This is a genomic window from Yersinia vastinensis (assembly GCF_044905075.1).
In the GTDB taxonomy this organism is placed as follows: Bacteria; Pseudomonadota; Gammaproteobacteria; order Enterobacterales; family Enterobacteriaceae; genus Yersinia; species Yersinia vastinensis.
Map to the genome: position 1 here is coordinate 402,185 of NZ_CP173260.1, position 15,629 is coordinate 417,813.

Sequence of the window (15,629 nt, forward strand, 5' to 3'; positions counted from 1 at the left end):
TGTGTCAATCAGGCGTCAGGTATGAGGATACTATCGAAGCACTCAAACTTATTGAGTTACGTCGAATGAATTCACACCTTGAATATCTGGCGTCAATAATGGAAAACGCGCCTTGGAATATTAAGGAGTAATAAATAGTTTTGTAAATGTTTTGTTCTCATGCTTACCCGTGTTTACCCCTCGATATCTGAGGGGTTTTCTTTATTATTTTCAGTCATATATTGGTCAGTGACACTCCGACGGGAGCCGTCACTTTAGCCGTTTAGCGCCCACCTTTCCGCACTGGAATTCTGTTAAACGGCTTTACCTTTTAAGTTGGTTTCCCGTCTGTATTCACACTTACGGAAGCCACTATGAAAAAATTGTTAGAGTTACGCCAGAGGAAAGCCGAGTTAGCCACGCAAATGCGCTCACTGCTGACCAAGGCCGAAGATGAAAAACGCAGCCTTACCCCCGAAGAAGCCACCCAGTTTGATGAAATCCGTGCTCAGGCAGATGCCCTGGTTACTGATATCACCCGTTATGAATCCCTTGCTGATGAAGAACGCACTCAGGGCGGTAAAGCCAAGCCTGTAGACGATGGTAAGAAAGTGACCAATGACGAGTTACGCCATTACATCATGACCGGCGAAACCCGCATGTTATCCACCACCGTGAATGAGAGTGGCGGCTATTCAGTTATCCCTGAGCTGGACAGTGAAATTATGCGCATGTTGGCTGATGAGTCAGAAATGCGCCAAATTTGCACCGTCAAAACCACCAAATCCAACGAGTATAAAAAACTTGTGTCCGTGGGCGGCGCGGCGGTAGGTCGAGGCGTAGAAGGTGAAGCCCGTACCGAAACCGCGACGCCTAAGCTGGAAGAGGTCAGTATCAAGCTGAACCCAATCTATGCTTACCCGAAAACCACGCAGGAAATCCTTGATTTTAGTGATGTGGATATCTTGGGCTGGTTGACCGAAGAAATCAGCGACACCTTTATTGAGACCGAAGAAACCGACTTAGTTAACGGTGATGGCACCAAAAAAGCCAAAGGCTTCTTGTCTTATCCTCGCGCCGCTGCTGGTGACCGTACTCGCCCATTTGGAACGCTGGAAAAAATGGTTGCTGCCGGTGATGCGCCTACCGCTGATGAATTAATTGATTTGGTCTTCAAGCTGCGCCGCCGCTACCGCAAAAATGCTGTTTGGGTGATGAACTCCAACAGTGCCGCCATGTTGCAAAAGCTGAAAAACGGTAATGGTGATTATATCTGGCGTGACCGTCTGCAAGCTGGCGATCCGGATATGTTGCTGGGCCATCCAGTGCGCTATTTGGAAAATATGCCCGATGCTGAACCGGGTAAGCCGGTTATTGCTGTAGGTGACTTCAAGCGCGGCTATTTCATCGTCGATCATGAAACAGGCACCCGCACCCGTCCTGACAATATCACCGAACCGGGCTTCTATAAGGTTCACACTGATAAGTATCTGGGCGGTGGGTTGGTGGACTCCAACGCGATCAAGGTTCTGGAAATCAAGGCCGCGGCCAAGTAATCCAGTCGGGGGCTACGGCCCCTTTCTTGTCAGGGAGTTTACCAATGAAAGACACCGATTTTGAGATCCGCACCGCCAGCTTATCCACTAGCGATAAAAAGTTAGTGGGCTATGCCGTGAAATGGAATAGCCGCTCAGAGGTGCTGTGGGATGAGTTTGTCGAGCAGTTCGCGCCCAATGCCTTTAAAGCCAGTCTTGCCGCCGGTACCGATGTTCGCGCTTTGTTTGAGCATGACTATACCGCGCTGTTAGGTCGCACCCAGTCAAACACCCTCGTATTGAGTGAAGACTCTACCGGTCTGCGTTTTGAGCTAACCCCACCCGATACCCAGTTAGGCCGTGATGTGCTGACCATGGTTGAGCGTGGCGATATATCAGGGATGAGCTTTGGATTTAGGGCATTAAAAGACCAGTGGGACAGTACCAAACAGCCCTATGTCCGTACTGTGTTGGCGGCTGAACTACGGGAAATCACCGTGACCAGCTTACCGGCCTACCGTGAAACGGATGTTCAGATTGCCAAGCGCTCACTGTTAGCTCAACACCCGGAGCTGGTGGATCTGTCTCTGCGTTCCCATTGGGCTTATCTGGCGGGGTTGTGATATGTGGCCGTTCAAACGCAAGACCGAAAACCGCTCAATGACCATTGATGAGTTTATGGCACTGGCGGGTATTCCCAATACGGGGGCTGGTGAACATGTGTCTGCTGCTACTGCTGAATCTCTGCCGGCGGTTATGAATGCTGTGACCGTTATCAGTGAAGCCGTGGCCTCGATGCCGTGTTACCTGTACCGGGTTCAGAATGATAAAAGAGAATGGTTATCGGAGCATCCGGTTGATTACCTGCTGAATGAATACCCGAATGACTGCCAGACCCCTTACCAGTTCAAGCGCACGATGATGCGTCATTGTCTGCTCAATGGTAACGCTTATGCAGTTATCGAATGGGGCAAGGATGGTAAACCGCAATCACTGCATTCTTACCCACCTCGCGCCGTGGTACCCAAACGCCTGAGCAATCACCGATTCGCCTACACCATTACACACCCGGACGGCACGGTAAAAACGTACCTTCAGGAAGAAATCTTGCACCTGCGACATGCTACTGAAGATGGTTTCCTTGGGCGTTCTCCGATCACTGTCTGTCGTGAAACAGTTGGGCTTGGACTGGCTCAACAACGTCATGGCTCGTCGGTGATGAATAACGGCCTGATGGCTTCCGGCGTCTTGACAACCGGTGACTGGTTAGACGGGCCAAAAGGCGCTAAGGCACTGGAAGCACTGGAGCGTTACAAAGGCGCACGCAATGCCGGTAAAACGCCGATTATCGAAGGCGGCATGAAGTACGAGCAGTTAGGCATGAGCAATCAGGATGCTGAGTGGTTGGCCTCTCGTCGCTTCACCATTGAAGACATTGCCCGGATATTCAATATCAGCCCGATATTCCTGCAAGAGTATTCCAACAGCACCTACAGCAATTTCAGCGAGGCGAGTCGCGCTTTTCTGTCTCAGACCTTGCGCCCCTGGCTAACAAATTTTGAGCAACAGGTTAAAGCCTCTCTTCTGGTGGCCAGTCACCCGGTTCAGGTTCGCTATCAGGTGGAGTTTGACACTGCCGACTTGCTACGGGCCAATCCTCAAGAACGTTTCCGCAGTTACGAAACCGCCATTAAATCAGGCGTGATGTCTCCGAATGAAGCGCGTGAGCGTGAGGGGATGCCAGCGTATGCCGGTGGTGAGGAATTCAGTCAGGCATGGAAACAGACAGTACAGGTGAAATCCGACGATGCTAAGGACGACCTATGAGAGCTGGCGGCTTACGACACAAAGTGACGATACAGACGTTTACCACGACTCAGCTACCGTCCGGTCAGCCATTAAAGCAATGGAACGATGTCGCCACAGTCTGGGCCGAAGTGAAAGCAATCAGTGGCCGTGAGTTGATAGCCTCTGGTGCGGAAATGTCAGAAATCACTATTCGGATCTGGATGCGTTACCGGGCTGACGTGAGTTCTGCGAACCGCATTCGCTTTACCGTCAGGGGTGGCAAGCCCATGAATTATGACATTACCGCAGTGATACCCGATGAGAGATTCACCCGGTTAGAACTGCTGTGCAAGGGAGGCGTGAGCCAATGAGTGAACCTCTGATAACGCTGGATGAAGCAAAGCTACATTGTCGCGTTGATATGGATCATGAAGACAGCCTGATACAGATATACATCGATGCCGCGCTGGAGGTCTGTCAGCAGCATATCGGTAAACGGTTTGATGCCGGTCTGGAGTTCAATCCTGCTATTCGGGTGGGGTGCCTGATGTATGTATCTCAACTGTATGACGGCCGGACGATGGTCAGTGAGGTTGAGGCTAAAGAGGTGCCACTGACCATTTCTGCATTGTGGAGTACTTATCGCGATCCGGGGGTGTACTGATGCCAGTCCATCCATTGAAACGTTGTAGCTATCCCGGATGTCGCGCACGTGTGAAAGCTGGCCGTTGTGCTGAACATAAGCGGGAAGCCAGAGTACAACAGGACTCGCAACGTGGTTCTCGTCGTGAACGTGGCTATACGCCCAGATGGGATAAGTACCGCCTGATGTATCTCAAGGCTCACCCGCTTTGTGTCCGCTGTGAGAAGCAAGGCATCTATACCCCCGCCAAGATAGTAGATCACATTATCCCGATTGATGGTGGTGAAGATGTTCTGTTCTGGACGGAGAGTAATCATCAAGGTTTGTGTGTCAGTTGCCACAGTCGTAAGACCACTACGCAAGACCCTGTGACAAAGCAGCAGCGCAAAGCGGGTAAGTTCCATGAGCAAGAGGAGGCCGCCAAGCACCGCAATGATTGGATACATGAGTACAACAAAAATGCGTGAAGAAGAGATGCAGCGATTAATCAACGAGTTACAGAGTAGTCGCGATGGTTTTATACAGAGCCATAGCAAGGCGTCTAAGCAAGCCACAGGCAAGCGCATGACGAAGCGTGACCGTGAGCTAATGGATGCGTTCCGAAACCGGTGACGAGGCGCAGGGCAAGGGGTGGGGGAGGTTTGAGGACAAAGCCCAAGACCGCTGGCACCACCCGCCCCCTCAAATTTTTACGCAAGGTGTTTTTTTTAATAGCAGTAAAGGCACAGGAAACAGAAAGTTATGGCTAGACCACCCAAAGCCCCCACTTATTTAGATGAGATTGCTACCGCAGAGTGGAAGGCAAGGGCAAAGCAGTTAATGGAGCGCGGCGACCTGATTGATGCCGACTGGCGTAACCTTGAATTGTATTGCCTCAACTACTCAATGTACCGTCGAGCCGTGGCAGACCTCGCGGCGCGGGGTTTTTCGGTTGAAGGTTCTCGCGGTGCGACCACCACGAACCCTGCGTTGAAAGCCAAGTCTGACGCTGAGAAAATTATGATAAAAATGTCCTCGCTTATGGGCTTTGATCCAGTATCTCGCCGCCGTAATCCGGTGGAAGTTGATGAGGCAGACGCCCTTGACAGCCTATAACCGGTACGCGCTGGAGGTACAAAGCGGCAAAATCCCGGCCTGTATGCGGCTAAAACAGGCCGTTGAGCGGTACTTTAATGACCTGAATAACCCGCTTTATACGTTCGATGGGGCCACTGTAGAGCGCTTTATTGCCTTCTCTCACCTCTGCCCTCATGTAAAAGGCCCTCTACGGGGTCAGTCTATCGTGCTGGAGCCGTGGCAACAGTTTGCCTTTGCCTGTTTGTTGGGGTTCAAGGTGGCAGCTACAGGCCGCAGGAAGTACCGTAGTGCTTACATTCAGGTACCTCGTAAGAATGCCAAGTCAACGGTAGCGGCTATTCTGGCTAACTGGTTTCTGGTGATGGAGCCGGGCCAGCAAGATATCTATACCGCCGCCGTGAGTCGTGATCAGGCCCGTATCGTATTTGATGATGCCCGTCAGATGAGCCTTATCTCAAAGCCCTTGAGAAAGCGCCTTACCATCCAGCAGCACAAAATGATTTATGCCAAAACCAACAGCCTGTTAAAGCCACTGGCCTCCAAAGCCTCGACTATTGAAGGGACTAACCCCAGTCTGGCGGTGGTGGATGAGTACCATCTTCACCCGGATAACGCCGTTTATTCGGCGCTTGAGTTGGGAATGGGTGCCCGGCCAGAAGGGATACTCTTTGCTATCACCACTGCGGGTAGCAACGTGGTTTCAGCCTGTAAGCAACATTATGACTATTGCTGCCAGATATTGGCCGGTGAAGAACAAAACGAATCGTTGTTTGCCTTGATCTACGAGCTGGACGACGAAAGCGAAGTTGAGCAGCCCGAACAATGGATTAAAGCGAACCCTAATCTGGGTGTTTCTGTTGATGTTACGGCACTGACTGACACCATCAATAAGGCGCGGGGCATTCCCTCGCAATGGGTTGAGATGCTGACCAAGCGCTTTAATATCTGGTGTCAGGGCGAAACGCCGTGGATGGGAGCTGGTGCATGGGACGCCTGTATAGCCGATTACAGCGAGGATGATTTAGCCGGACTGGAGTGTTACGCCGGGTTAGACCTGTCATCAACCAGCGATATTACCAGTGTGTGCTATTCGTTCCCGGTTGAGAACCGTGTATTGCTACTTACCCGCCACTATATCCCCGAAGCCCAGTTGAATAATGCCGCCAATAAGAACCGGGCCATATATCGGCAATGGGTTAAAAGTGGCTGGATACGCACCACACCGGGCGACTGTATCGATTATGACCGCATCCGTGATGATGTACTGGCAGACAGTCAGCGGTTCAGTATCAAACTAACAGGATTCGATACATGGAACGCCACTCATCTTAGAACACAGCTACAGGGTGCCGGTCTGGATGTAGAGCCGTTCCCGCAGACCTACATGAAATTTAGCCCGGTAGCCAAGTCTGCCGAGGTATTCGTTAACCGCAAGGTGATACAGCACAACGGCGATCCGGTCTTGGCTTGGGCGATGAGCAACGTTGTGATGGAAACCGACGCCAACGCCAATATCAAGCCGAACAAGAAGAAAGCCGCCAACAAGATAGACCCGGCTATTGCCTTCCTGATGAGCTTTGGCACCTACCAGATTGAACATGAAGACTTTGCGTATACCTTGAGCGAAGAACAGCAACAGCGGCTTAAAGCCTTTGACGGAATTTAATTGGAGATTGGTTATGAAAAGACAAATTGTGTTAGGTGGTGTTTTAGGTAAGAAATTCGGACGGGAATATAACTGGGATGTATCAAGCCCAGCAGAGGCAATACAAGCCTTAAGATTACAAATTAAAGGTTTTAAGCAATTCCTATTAGACAGTGAATCAAGAGGGCTTACATTTGCTGTTTTTAATGGAAAACGGAATATTGGTGAGAATGAGCTAGATCTTGATGGTAAGGCTCCGATTCGGATTATCCCTGTGATTATTGGCAGTAAAAAAGCGGGAATATTTCAAACCATTCTCGGAGCTGTTTTGGTTGCTGTTGGGGCGATACTTTGGGCTACCCCGATGGGCGTTCCGTTGGTCATGTCTGGTGCGTCAATGATGCTCGGCGGGGTGGTGCAAATGTTATCACCGCAACAGGGCGGACTTGCATCAAGGCAATCAGCAGAGAACACCCCAAGCTATGCGTTTGGTGGGCCTGTGAATACAGTGGCGCAGGGAAACCCTATCCCCATCGGTTACGGTGAGCGAATTATCGGCGGTGCCATTATTTCAGCCGGTATCTATACCGAAGATCAGATGTAAGTTGTGAGCACTGAACCTATAGCGACCGTGACGGGGCATATAACCAAAGCCCCTAAGCGGGTAGAGAGCAGCACAGGGAAGGTGATGGCTGTAGCAACAATTCTTGCATCAAGTGATAAACGCAGTGATTACCCGTTGCGTGTTATTGCCTTTGATATGTTGGCGCTGGAGCTAATGCTTTGCCCGTTGGGGCAGAAGATTACCGTTAGTGGCAGATCTGCATACTGGAATGGGTATCAGGTTACAGCCAGTCACATTGGCCAATAAGAAGATCGCTCATGCGGTCTTTTTTCTTACTTATTGTTCGTATGTTTACTGGTTTTTGCGAGATTTTATGTATAACAATATATATAACAAGCAATAAAAAAGGCGCTAACCAATCAAGGGTAACGCCTTTTTAAACAACAACTTAACTGACTAGTATCAGTTCATGCCGTATTTTTTCAATTTCTTACGCAGCGTGCCACGGTTGATGCCCATCATCAGGGCAGCGCGGGTTTGGTTGCCACGGGTGTATTGCATCACCATGTCCAACAATGGCTGTTCAACTTCAGCCAGTACCAACTCATACAGGTCACTCACATCCTGACCATTCAGTTGAGCAAAATAGTTCTTCAGTGCTTGTTTAACCGAGTCACGCAAAGGCTTTTGAGTCACCTGATCTTGTGAATTTACGGTTGCAACGGTCAGTACGTCAGAATTTACGCGTTGTTCGAACATAGTTCTGTCAGCTCTTTTTTCTGTTTACGCAAGATTTTCGAAATATGCCTCCAACGCCTCCAGCTGTTCGCTGGCATCCTCAATGGCGTTGAATGTGCGCCGAAACTGGTCGTTAGGGGCGTGCTCCTGGAGATACCAAGAGACGTGCTTACGTGCAATACGAAATCCCTTGCCTGGACCATAAAAGTCGTGCAATTCCCGTATATGCCCGTTTAACAAGCGCTGTACCTCGCCGAGTGGCATTGGTGGCAGCAGCTCCCCAGTGTCCAGATAATGCTGGATTTCCCGGAAGATCCAAGGTCTTCCCTGAGCGGCACGTCCTATCATCAGGGCATCAGCCCCAGTGTAGTCAAGCACCGCTCTGGCTTTATGCGGGTCAGTGATGTCTCCATTCGCGATAACGGGAATGGAAACAATCTGCTTAACTGCCCGAATGCTATCGTACTCCGCCTCACCATTAAACAGACAAGAACGGGTTCGGCCATGAATTGTCAGGGCTTGTATACCACAGCTTTCAGCCAGTTGGGCAATTTCTATACAGTTACGGTGTTCGGCAGACCAACCAGTCCGGATCTTCAGCGTTACCGGCACATCTACCGCATTAACCACTGCGGAGAGGATCTGTTTGACCAGATCAGGATGCTGCAATAATGCCGATCCTGCCAGTTTGCGGTTCACTTTCTTGGCCGGACATCCCATATTGATGTCAATGATCTGGGCACCATTCGCCACATTAATTCTGGCGGCTGCTGCCATATCATCCGGGTCGTTACCGGCAATTTGCACGGTACGAATTCCAGGCTCATCACTATGAACCATGCGCAAACGCGACTTATCCGTCCGCCATACCTCTGGATTTGAGGAGAGCATTTCAGATACAGCCATCCCAGCCCCCATGCCATGACATAGCGCTCTGAAGGGGCGATCTGTGATGCCCGCCATCGGGGCGGCAATCAGGCAATTTGTAAGCTGGAAGTGTCCAATACGCATAGACAAAGAATGACCACACTGTGTCCGTAAGGGCGCGTATATTACGCATTTTTGCGCTCAGATGAAAGGCCAAACTTTGACCAATTGATGAAAAAAGAGCGATAAATTACGGACGAATCTTGGTTAATTAATTATTTATCCATATATAACATGGCGTTAGTGTTAATTGGTTAATTTGTGCGCTTGAGTATTTTCTATTAAACAACATCATCATCAACTGCCGGCGTAGCATAATAGTGGTTGAAGATGCTGATTTATTCATCAAATCAACGATAAAGAATAGATATAAATGCGTCAGGCATCTCATTTCGGTTAAAAATAGTGCCTGATGGATTGCAGCCTGACGCAGGGAAATGCTAGTGCTCTTTACGTACACCGGTAATACGACACCACTCTTCTTTCTCAGCCACAGGGTCTAGGATGAATTTATCCTCGTAGGCTTGAGCAACGCCAGCAGCCTGTGTTGCCAGCACGCCAGACAAGCCGAGATGACCACCAGCAACCGGCAAGACGCTGATCAGTGGGGCCAATTCACGCAACGGGCCTGCCAGAATATTGGCAACCACCACATCAGCAGAGAGGTCGGCTGGCTGGTCTTTTGACAGATACAGCGCCAAACGCTCTGAAACGCCATTACGCTGTGCGTTATCACGACTGGCCTGAATAGCTTGCGGATCGATATCAATGCCAATAGCGTGTGCTGCACCGAGCTTTAAGGCTGCAATTGCCAGGATGCCAGAGCCGCAGCCGAAGTCGATAACGGTTTTGCCTTCCAGATCGAGGCCATCGAGCCATTGCAGACATAATGCTGTGGTCGGGTGGGTACCTGTACCGAAGGCCAAACCTGGGTCTAGCATCACGTTCACGGCAGTTGGGTCGGGCACATCACGCCAGCTTGGGCAGATCCACAGACGCTCACCAAAACGCATCGGATGGAAGTTATCCATCCATTCACGTTCCCAATCTTTATCTTCCAACTGTTCAATTTTATGGATAAAGCCTTTGCCGAGCTGAGGATTGTATTCCAGCATAGCGATCACTGCCGCCATGTCAGTCTCGGCATCATACAGGCCAATCACATCGGTATCGCCCCACAGACGAGTTTCCCCCGGCAGCGGTTCAAATACCGGATTATCGTGGGTATCTTGAAACGTTACCGAGACAGCACCGCTTTCTATCAGCGCATCACCAAGGGATTCGGCCTGATTACCGGTCGTGTTTAACTTGAGTTGGATCCAAGGCATAGTCATTCTCTCATGACCCCATTCTGCCTGCGGCGATAAAGGGGGTCGTTTAAATTAGTTTTAATCAGCACTGACCACTGCGGGTTGTCGCGCTCGTGCTCGGTCACCAAACTGATTGCCGATGTAAAACGCCAGCAGATTAAGCACCAGCGATGGGACTATCGGGTGCAGGCCGGCTATCTTAATATCGAAACTGGCCAGCACGGTATAGCATACCGCACCCACAATCATTGAACTAAGCGCACCGTGAGCGTTGGCGCGCTCCCAGTATAGCCCCAGCACCAATGGCCAAAGGAATACCGCTTCCAAACCACCAAAGGCTAATAGATTTAGCCAGATAATCATTTCAGGTGGGCGCCAGGCGGCAAGCAGCAGTAACAGCCCAAGGATCAGTGTCGACATGCTGGAAATACGCGTCAATTTGCGTTCATTCTTCAGCTCTTGTGGTCGCAGATTAAGGTATAAATCTTTCACAATAGTGGCTGACGATTGCAACAGTTGGGCATTGATAGTCGACATAATCGCCGCCATAGGAGCGGCGAGAAAGATCCCGGCGGCAAAAGGTGGCAACACGGTGATCATCAATGTGGGGATCACCTGATCCGGGATCTTCAGATCCGGCAAGATAGCCCGACCCAGCGCACCCGCCAAATGCATACCAAACATCAAGATGGCGACGACAATGGTGCCAATGATAATGCCACGGTGTACTGCTTTGCTATCACGATACGAAATACATCGCACCGCAGTATGCGGTAGGCCAATAACCCCAAAGCACACCAAGATCCAAAAAGAGGCCATAAAGGGCAAGTCGAGGATCTGATCGCCACCTTGAGGAGAGACTAATGCGGGATCAATATGCTGTAACGTCTCGACCGCTTTGTGTATTCCACCCGCGGCATGAATCACGGCGACTAACAGCAAAATGGTGCCGACTAACATCACCAGCCCTTGTAGAGCATCGTTGAGTACACTGGCCCTGAAGCCGCCAAAAGAGGTATACAGTGCAATACTGACGCCGAAGATCAGTAAGCCAGTGTCGTAAGGGATCCCGGCGGCAGTTTCCAGCAGGCGGGCACCACCGATAAACTGTACAGTCATCGCGCCGACAAACGCCACCAGTAAGCTGAGACTGGCCAGCCACACCAATAAGCGGCTTTGATAGCGGGCATACAGCATGTCGTTAAGGGTCACGGCATTATAGCGACGCGCCAGAATCGCAAATTTTTTACCCAATACCCCCAATGATAACCACACCGCAGGCAACTGAATCATCGCCAGTAATACCCAGCCCAACCCATACTTATAGGCAGCACCCGGCCCACCGATAAATGAACTGGCGCTGATATACGTCGCAGTCAGGGTCATTGCCAGTACGAATCCCCCCATCGAACGGTTGCCGATGAAGTATTCGTTGAGAAAATTCCCGGTCTGACGGCGGGTATAAGCATAAACGGATAGGCCGAATACCATCACCAGATAACCCACTAACGGCAAGATGACATCAGTTTGCATTGTCATCCCCCAATGGGATATCACGAAATATCACGCGAACCATTAAGTAGCACAGCACAATAAACAGCAGTGGCAGTGCAATACAGGCGGCTTCAAACCAGGCGGGCAGGCCGCTTAACCCAGGAATATTGCCCGGTAAATAGGCGGTTATTATCCAGCCCGCCAGATACGCCAGCGTTAAACCAAAAGCCCAGCGTGCTTCTTTGTTTGCCTGTAGGAACCTTGTGTCCATTTTTCCCCTTCTTATTTGGCTTTGTAGCGGTGTTCGCCGCATCCATTGAAACGCCAGCTATGTCAATCAAAAGAAAAAGCCGGTCAGCATGATATTTCATAAACAGATTATTGTTTAGCTGAAATATCGTATGCCTATTTATTCAGTTGCTTAACCTAATCAGAATGACGAGGTGTCTGGCAACACTTTCAGCCGATCTCTTCTTGTCTTGTGTGTATGCGTGTGTAGAATAAATATCAGGTTAGGAGGACATATGAAATCGACTGACCTGATAAAAGAGCTAATGGCCGCGGGGTGTGAACTTAAACGGCATAATGGAGGAAGCCACCAAATATGGTGGTCGCCAATAACAGGAAAGACATTTCCTGTACCACATCCGAAAAAGGATTTACCCATTGGTACTATTAGGTCTATCAAGAAAATGGCGGGGATCTGATCCCCGCCGACGTTGGAGGCTCATATGTTATTTTCAGTAGGTGTAGAGACACCAAAAGATGAAAAAACCGCATACGGTATAATTGTTCCGGCGTTTTCTGCTTATGAATACGGATGTTTCTCAGCTGCTGATGTTCAGGAAGATATTGCCGTTATGGCTAGAGAAGCTATTTTGCTAACCGTTGAAGATATGATTCTCAGCGGGAAGTTCTCGGTTGAAGATATCAAGGATGCTGGTTTTATGGTTTATGCGGCTAATCCTGAATATTCATTTTGCGATACATGGTTTGTTATTGATGTTGATCTATCTGAGTTTGAAGGGAAACAGCAGCGGATTAATATTGCGCTGCCAGATATTTTAATAAAGCGAATTGATTATTTTGTGCGAAATAAAAAATCAATTTATCGCGATAGGAGCCATTTTTTTGCCGAGGCGGCGCGACATGAACTCACTCAAGATAATGAAATATCATCAGTCACATCAAAATAAAATATCTTTTATTTCAATTTATTAGGTAATAAAAAAGGCCGGTAATTTACCGGCCTTGATAGAAAAATCAACAGCATGAAAAACGCAATATCAGGTTTCTTGTAACCCGAGTTTTTTCTCCAGATAGTGGATATTGGTTCCACCGTGCTGGAAGTTTTCGTCGTTCATAATGCGTTGCTGCAACTCAACGTTGGTTTTGATGCCATCGATAATAAGTTCTGCCAACGCATTTTTCATACGGGCAATAGCAACGTCGCGGTTTTCACCGTAAGTGATCAGCTTGCCAATCATGGAGTCATAATACGGGGGCACAGTATAGCCGGCGTAAATATGAGACTCCCAACGCACACCAAAACCGCCTGGCGCATGGAAACGAGTAATTTTACCCGGACTTGGCAGGAAGGTATTTGGGTCTTCGGCGTTGATACGGCATTCAACCGCGTGACCGTGAACTTTCACTTCATCTTGTTTGATGGAGAGCGGTTGGCCAGCAGCAATTCGTAGCTGTTCTTTGATCAAATCGACACCGGTGATCATTTCGGTAACCGGGTGCTCAACCTGAATTCGGGTGTTCATTTCGATGAAATAGAACTCGCCGTTTTCATACAAGAACTCGAAAGTACCTGCACCACGATAGCCAATTTCCACACAGGCTTTCGCACAGCGCTCACCGATATAACGGCGCATTTCGTTGGTGATGCCAGGTGCTGGTGCTTCTTCGACGACTTTCTGGTGGCGGCGCTGCATAGAACAGTCGCGCTCTGCCAGATAGATAGCATTACCTTGACCATCAGCCAAAATCTGAATTTCGATATGGCGTGGGTTCTCAAGGTATTTTTCCATATAAACCATGTCGTTATTGAAAGCCGCTTTAGCTTCCGCACGGGTCATATTGATGGATTGCTCAAGATCTTTGTCGTGACGAACCACACGCATACCACGACCACCGCCACCACCAGATGCCTTGATAATGACCGGATAACCGATTCGTTTGGCAAAGGCTTTGTTTTTGGCAGTATCGTCGCTCAGTGGGCCGTCAGAGCCTGGTACGCAAGGTACACCGGCTTTCTTCATCGCGCTGATAGCAGAAACTTTATCACCCATCAGGCGAATAGTTTCGGCACGAGGCCCGATAAAGATGAAACCTGAACGTTCTACCTGTTCGGCAAAATCAGCATTTTCAGACAGGAAACCATAGCCGGGGTGAATAGCCACCGCGCCGGTGATCTCCGCAGCAGAAATGATTGCTGGGATGTTCAGATAGCTTTTAACAGAAGGTGCGGGACCGATACAGACAGTCTCGTCAGCCAATAACACGTGTTTAAGATCACGATCCGCTGTGGAGTGAACTGCCACAGTTTTGATCCCCAGCTCTTTACAAGCTCGCAGGATACGCAGCGCAATCTCACCGCGGTTAGCGATTACGATTTTATCAAGCATGGAACGCCTCGTTACTCGATGACGACAAGAGGCTCGTCGAATTCAACCGGTTGACCGTTTTCAACCAGAATGGCTTTTACAGTACCGGATTTATCTGCTTCGATTTGGTTCATCATTTTCATCGCTTCAACGATGCAAAGAGTGTCACCAGCAGAAACTTTCTGACCTACTTCAATGAAGGCTTTAGCATCTGGGCTCGGGGTGCGATAGAACGTACCGACCATTGGGGAGCGCACGATGTGACCACTGATGGCTGCTGGTGCAGCGGCTTCAGCAGCCGGTGCTGGGGCAACGGCGGCGGCCAGTGCTGGCTGCTGTTGTGGTGCAGCAAAAGCATATGGCTGTTGCATCATTGGGTAGTTTGGTGCGGCAGGAGCACGACTGATACGTACTGACTCTTCGCCTTCTGAGATTTCCAGCTCTGAAATGCCGGACTCTTCAACCAGTTCGATCAGTTTCTTAATCTTACGAATATCCATGAGTGTGATTCCGTACTCTTTTTGTGTTGCAATTATACCCTTCATACTTCGAGTCGTATGTGTGTTGGCTGCCTTCGTTCACCCCAGTCACTTACTGATGTAAGCTCACGGGGATTTGCTCAGTTGCCGCCTTCCCACAACTCGAATTATTTCGGGTCTAGTTGGGTTGTGACAAGCGATTTACCGCTGCCTGTAAAGCAAAGTTGTAGCCATCTGCGCCAAGTCCACAGATTACGCCAACTGCGATATCAGAGAGATATGAATGATGACGGAATGGCTCCCGAGCATGCACATTAGATAAATGGATCTCGATGAACGGGATCTCCACACCTAACAGCGCATCGCGCAGTGCTACGCTGGTGTGCGTAAACGCTGCTGGGTTGATCAGGATAAAATCGATATTACCCCGTGCCTGGTGAATTCTATCGAGCAGCACATGTTCTGCATTTGACTGCAAATTGGACAGCACCACATCCATTCCCTGAGCTTGAACCTCTAACTGGCTGATAATATCAGCCAACGTCGTGGATCCGTACTTTTCGGGTTCACGCGTTCCAAGCAGATTCAAGTTAGGGCCATTCAGAAGCAAAATGTGAAACTTATCCGACATTATGCTGGTATCTCCGGCAATTAGTACATCATCGTAAAAAATAACCTGATGTCACCGATTTGTCACCTTTTTACGACGAATTTGACACTGCGATCGGTACTAAGGTCGAGCATTATAATGATATCGTAGCAATTCGCAGCTAAATACTGGTCTTATCAGCGAAGATATTCAATAGAAAAAAATACGAATTGTGCGCTTACTAC

General features: G+C 49.4%; 21 protein-coding genes. 13 read left to right on the top strand and 8 right to left on the bottom strand.

Annotation, left to right across the window (positions count from 1 at the left end; translation table 11 throughout):
* The first annotated feature begins 353 nt into the window (after nucleotides 1-353).
* From ACIOG0_RS01715 to ACIOG0_RS01765, 11 genes are all read left to right on the top strand, one after another.
* The gene (locus ACIOG0_RS01715) at nucleotides 354-1,535 is read left to right on the top strand and encodes a phage major capsid protein (RefSeq protein WP_404704918.1); all 1,182 of its coding nucleotides are present in this window, start codon (nucleotides 354-356) and stop codon (nucleotides 1,533-1,535) included.
* A 44-nt stretch (nucleotides 1,536-1,579) separates the two neighbouring features.
* A complete protein-coding gene (locus tag ACIOG0_RS01720; protein ID WP_050292205.1) occupies nucleotides 1,580-2,137 on the top strand; it encodes an HK97 family phage prohead protease in 558 nt (185 codons plus the stop codon).
* A gap of 1 nt (nucleotide 2,138) precedes the next feature.
* Nucleotides 2,139-3,341 (top strand): phage portal protein, encoded by a 1,203-nt coding sequence (locus ACIOG0_RS01725; protein WP_404704919.1) that lies wholly within the window; start codon nucleotides 2,139-2,141, stop codon nucleotides 3,339-3,341.
* Nucleotides 3,338-3,673: a phage head closure protein gene (locus ACIOG0_RS01730; protein ID WP_404704920.1), complete on the top strand. Its 336-nt coding sequence runs from the start codon at nucleotides 3,338-3,340 to the stop codon at nucleotides 3,671-3,673. The genes ACIOG0_RS01725 and ACIOG0_RS01730 overlap by 4 nt, the downstream gene beginning before the upstream one ends.
* Nucleotides 3,670-3,966, top strand: a complete 297-nt coding sequence (locus tag ACIOG0_RS01735; protein ID WP_404704921.1) for a head-tail connector protein — start codon at nucleotides 3,670-3,672, stop codon at nucleotides 3,964-3,966. The genes ACIOG0_RS01730 and ACIOG0_RS01735 overlap by 4 nt, the downstream gene beginning before the upstream one ends.
* On the top strand, nucleotides 3,966-4,412 hold the full coding sequence (locus ACIOG0_RS01740) for an HNH endonuclease (protein WP_087770056.1): 447 nt from the start codon (nucleotides 3,966-3,968) through the stop codon (nucleotides 4,410-4,412). The genes ACIOG0_RS01735 and ACIOG0_RS01740 overlap by 1 nt, the downstream gene beginning before the upstream one ends.
* Complete coding sequence (locus tag ACIOG0_RS01745) at nucleotides 4,390-4,557, top strand: hypothetical protein (RefSeq protein WP_404704922.1); 168 nt, start codon at nucleotides 4,390-4,392, stop codon at nucleotides 4,555-4,557. Before ACIOG0_RS01740 ends, ACIOG0_RS01745 begins: the two co-directional genes overlap by 23 nt.
* 129 nt (nucleotides 4,558-4,686) lie before the next feature.
* Entirely contained in the window at nucleotides 4,687-5,040 is a 354-nt protein-coding gene (locus ACIOG0_RS01750) for a phage terminase small subunit P27 family (RefSeq protein ID WP_050321885.1), read from the top strand.
* On the top strand, nucleotides 5,027-6,688 hold the full coding sequence (locus tag ACIOG0_RS01755) for a terminase large subunit (protein ID WP_404705040.1): 1,662 nt from the start codon (nucleotides 5,027-5,029) through the stop codon (nucleotides 6,686-6,688). The genes ACIOG0_RS01750 and ACIOG0_RS01755 overlap by 14 nt, the downstream gene beginning before the upstream one ends.
* Nucleotides 6,689-6,701: 13 nt before the next feature.
* Nucleotides 6,702-7,271, top strand: a complete 570-nt coding sequence (locus tag ACIOG0_RS01760; protein ID WP_046694469.1) for a tail assembly protein — start codon at nucleotides 6,702-6,704, stop codon at nucleotides 7,269-7,271.
* Between the two features lie 3 nt (nucleotides 7,272-7,274).
* Nucleotides 7,275-7,538 carry a hypothetical protein gene (locus ACIOG0_RS01765; RefSeq protein ID WP_404704923.1) on the top strand — a complete coding sequence of 88 codons (264 nt, stop codon included), beginning with the start codon at nucleotides 7,275-7,277 and terminating at the stop codon, nucleotides 7,536-7,538.
* A gap of 156 nt (nucleotides 7,539-7,694) precedes the next feature.
* Here ACIOG0_RS01765 and fis read toward each other — a convergent pair whose 3' ends face one another.
* The 5 genes from fis to ACIOG0_RS01790 form a co-directional block, all read right to left on the bottom strand.
* Nucleotides 7,695-7,991 (bottom strand): DNA-binding transcriptional regulator Fis, encoded by a 297-nt coding sequence (fis, locus tag ACIOG0_RS01770; protein ID WP_002210061.1) that lies wholly within the window; start codon nucleotides 7,989-7,991, stop codon nucleotides 7,695-7,697.
* A gap of 24 nt (nucleotides 7,992-8,015) precedes the next feature.
* A complete protein-coding gene (gene dusB / locus ACIOG0_RS01775; protein ID WP_050100541.1) occupies nucleotides 8,016-8,981 on the bottom strand; it encodes a tRNA dihydrouridine synthase DusB in 966 nt (321 codons plus the stop codon).
* Nucleotides 8,982-9,337: 356 nt separating this feature from the next.
* The gene (gene prmA, locus ACIOG0_RS01780; protein ID WP_050100756.1) at nucleotides 9,338-10,225 is read right to left on the bottom strand and encodes a 50S ribosomal protein L11 methyltransferase; all 888 of its coding nucleotides are present in this window, start codon (nucleotides 10,223-10,225) and stop codon (nucleotides 9,338-9,340) included.
* A 60-nt stretch (nucleotides 10,226-10,285) separates the two neighbouring features.
* Nucleotides 10,286-11,740, bottom strand: coding sequence for a sodium/pantothenate symporter (gene panF / locus ACIOG0_RS01785; RefSeq protein WP_050100543.1), 1,455 nt, complete (start codon nucleotides 11,738-11,740; stop codon nucleotides 10,286-10,288).
* Entirely contained in the window at nucleotides 11,730-11,972 is a 243-nt protein-coding gene (locus ACIOG0_RS01790) for a YhdT family protein (protein ID WP_050100544.1), read from the bottom strand. The genes panF and ACIOG0_RS01790 overlap by 11 nt, the downstream gene beginning before the upstream one ends.
* A gap of 253 nt (nucleotides 11,973-12,225) precedes the next feature.
* On the opposite strand from ACIOG0_RS01790, the gene ACIOG0_RS01795 reads away from it, so the two are divergent.
* Both ACIOG0_RS01795 and ACIOG0_RS01800 read left to right on the top strand, forming a co-directional pair.
* The gene (locus ACIOG0_RS01795) at nucleotides 12,226-12,408 is read left to right on the top strand and encodes a type II toxin-antitoxin system HicA family toxin (RefSeq protein ID WP_050100546.1); all 183 of its coding nucleotides are present in this window, start codon (nucleotides 12,226-12,228) and stop codon (nucleotides 12,406-12,408) included.
* A gap of 24 nt (nucleotides 12,409-12,432) precedes the next feature.
* Nucleotides 12,433-12,897 carry a type II toxin-antitoxin system HicB family antitoxin gene (locus tag ACIOG0_RS01800; protein ID WP_050100549.1) on the top strand — a complete coding sequence of 155 codons (465 nt, stop codon included), beginning with the start codon at nucleotides 12,433-12,435 and terminating at the stop codon, nucleotides 12,895-12,897.
* Nucleotides 12,898-12,987: 90 nt separating this feature from the next.
* Here ACIOG0_RS01800 and accC read toward each other — a convergent pair whose 3' ends face one another.
* The 3 genes from accC to aroQ all read right to left on the bottom strand — a co-directional run bounded on the left by accC (nucleotide 12,988) and on the right by aroQ (nucleotide 15,426).
* On the bottom strand, nucleotides 12,988-14,337 hold the full coding sequence (gene accC, locus ACIOG0_RS01805; protein WP_050100550.1) for an acetyl-CoA carboxylase biotin carboxylase subunit: 1,350 nt from the start codon (nucleotides 14,335-14,337) through the stop codon (nucleotides 12,988-12,990).
* An 11-nt stretch (nucleotides 14,338-14,348) separates the two neighbouring features.
* Nucleotides 14,349-14,816, bottom strand: coding sequence for an acetyl-CoA carboxylase biotin carboxyl carrier protein (gene accB, locus ACIOG0_RS01810; RefSeq protein WP_050100552.1), 468 nt, complete (start codon nucleotides 14,814-14,816; stop codon nucleotides 14,349-14,351).
* A 157-nt stretch (nucleotides 14,817-14,973) separates the two neighbouring features.
* A complete protein-coding gene (gene aroQ, locus ACIOG0_RS01815) occupies nucleotides 14,974-15,426 on the bottom strand; it encodes a type II 3-dehydroquinate dehydratase (protein WP_050100554.1) in 453 nt (150 codons plus the stop codon).
* Between the last annotated feature and the right edge of the window lie 203 nt (nucleotides 15,427-15,629).

What these genes read in the sequence shown, in the direction of transcription:
- ACIOG0_RS01715 (WP_404704918.1), top strand. Translation starts at nt 354, where the DNA reads ATGAAAAAATTGTTAGAGTTACGCCAGAGGAAAGCCGAGTTAGCCACG.
- ACIOG0_RS01720 (WP_050292205.1), top strand. Translation starts at nt 1,580, where the DNA reads ATGAAAGACACCGATTTTGAGATCCGCACCGCCAGCTTATCCACTAGC.
- ACIOG0_RS01725 (WP_404704919.1), top strand. Translation starts at nt 2,139, where the DNA reads ATGTGGCCGTTCAAACGCAAGACCGAAAACCGCTCAATGACCATTGAT.
- ACIOG0_RS01730 (WP_404704920.1), top strand. Translation starts at nt 3,338, where the DNA reads ATGAGAGCTGGCGGCTTACGACACAAAGTGACGATACAGACGTTTACC.
- ACIOG0_RS01735 (WP_404704921.1), top strand. Translation starts at nt 3,670, where the DNA reads ATGAGTGAACCTCTGATAACGCTGGATGAAGCAAAGCTACATTGTCGC.
- ACIOG0_RS01740 (WP_087770056.1), top strand. Translation starts at nt 3,966, where the DNA reads ATGCCAGTCCATCCATTGAAACGTTGTAGCTATCCCGGATGTCGCGCA.
- ACIOG0_RS01745 (WP_404704922.1), top strand. Translation starts at nt 4,390, where the DNA reads ATGAGTACAACAAAAATGCGTGAAGAAGAGATGCAGCGATTAATCAAC.
- ACIOG0_RS01750 (WP_050321885.1), top strand. Translation starts at nt 4,687, where the DNA reads ATGGCTAGACCACCCAAAGCCCCCACTTATTTAGATGAGATTGCTACC.
- ACIOG0_RS01760 (WP_046694469.1), top strand. Translation starts at nt 6,702, where the DNA reads ATGAAAAGACAAATTGTGTTAGGTGGTGTTTTAGGTAAGAAATTCGGA.
- fis (WP_002210061.1), bottom strand. Translation starts at nt 7,991, where the DNA reads ATGTTCGAACAACGCGTAAATTCTGACGTACTGACCGTTGCAACCGTA.
- dusB (WP_050100541.1), bottom strand. Translation starts at nt 8,981, where the DNA reads ATGCGTATTGGACACTTCCAGCTTACAAATTGCCTGATTGCCGCCCCG.
- prmA (WP_050100756.1), bottom strand. Translation starts at nt 10,225, where the DNA reads ATGCCTTGGATCCAACTCAAGTTAAACACGACCGGTAATCAGGCCGAA.
- panF (WP_050100543.1), bottom strand. Translation starts at nt 11,740, where the DNA reads ATGCAAACTGATGTCATCTTGCCGTTAGTGGGTTATCTGGTGATGGTA.
- ACIOG0_RS01790 (WP_050100544.1), bottom strand. Translation starts at nt 11,972, where the DNA reads ATGGACACAAGGTTCCTACAGGCAAACAAAGAAGCACGCTGGGCTTTT.
- ACIOG0_RS01795 (WP_050100546.1), top strand. Translation starts at nt 12,226, where the DNA reads ATGAAATCGACTGACCTGATAAAAGAGCTAATGGCCGCGGGGTGTGAA.
- ACIOG0_RS01800 (WP_050100549.1), top strand. Translation starts at nt 12,433, where the DNA reads ATGTTATTTTCAGTAGGTGTAGAGACACCAAAAGATGAAAAAACCGCA.
- accC (WP_050100550.1), bottom strand. Translation starts at nt 14,337, where the DNA reads ATGCTTGATAAAATCGTAATCGCTAACCGCGGTGAGATTGCGCTGCGT.
- accB (WP_050100552.1), bottom strand. Translation starts at nt 14,816, where the DNA reads ATGGATATTCGTAAGATTAAGAAACTGATCGAACTGGTTGAAGAGTCC.
- aroQ (WP_050100554.1), bottom strand. Translation starts at nt 15,426, where the DNA reads ATGTCGGATAAGTTTCACATTTTGCTTCTGAATGGCCCTAACTTGAAT.